Source organism: uncultured Acetatifactor sp. (assembly GCF_948601915.1).
Lineage (GTDB): Bacteria > Bacillota > Clostridia > Lachnospirales > Lachnospiraceae > Acetatifactor.
Genome location: NZ_CAPDXS010000129.1, coordinates 14,475 through 14,931, shown reverse-complemented (window position 1 = coordinate 14,931; position 457 = coordinate 14,475). Strand labels below are relative to the sequence as shown.

Below are 457 nucleotides of genomic sequence, written 5' to 3'. Positions count from 1 at the left end.
CAGTTCTGTCAACCGCTCATTCATCATATTCACAAATGTAACCGATCCGCCCTGCATAGGAGGGCGCGGCAGACAGGATATCCTCCGGCACATCGTTGAGGTAGCACCTGCCATCCGCCGTTCGGTATAGGATGGCTACGTATTCCTCTTTTACCTCTCTCCCGTCCTCGGTAAGCCCCTCATAGCTTGGCTCGCCCTCCAGCCAGAAACCGGCGAACAGGGCCTTATACAGGTCTAACATACCGTATCCCTCCGGCGTTCCGGGCTCCAGCCAGCCGAATCCAAATCTGTCCGCCCTGTTGGCGCCTACAAAAAATGTAACCGCCGTTTTTTCTTCCGAAACAATCTGTTCCTGCACCCGCCGGAATTCTTCCCATGAGGTGAGGGTCGCCAGATAACCGCCCTTTTCCTCACAGGCCGCATACGCCTCTGTCCATGTCAGATTTTCCACGATCAG

At 55.1% G+C, this 457-nt stretch carries 1 protein-coding gene; it reads right to left on the bottom strand.

The annotated features are described in order from the left end of the window. Positions 1-16: 16 nt before the first annotated feature. Complete coding sequence (locus Q2B33_RS18675; protein ID WP_300914159.1) at positions 17-451, bottom strand: C-type lectin domain-containing protein; 435 nt, start codon at positions 449-451, stop codon at positions 17-19. Positions 452-457 lie beyond the last annotated feature (6 nt).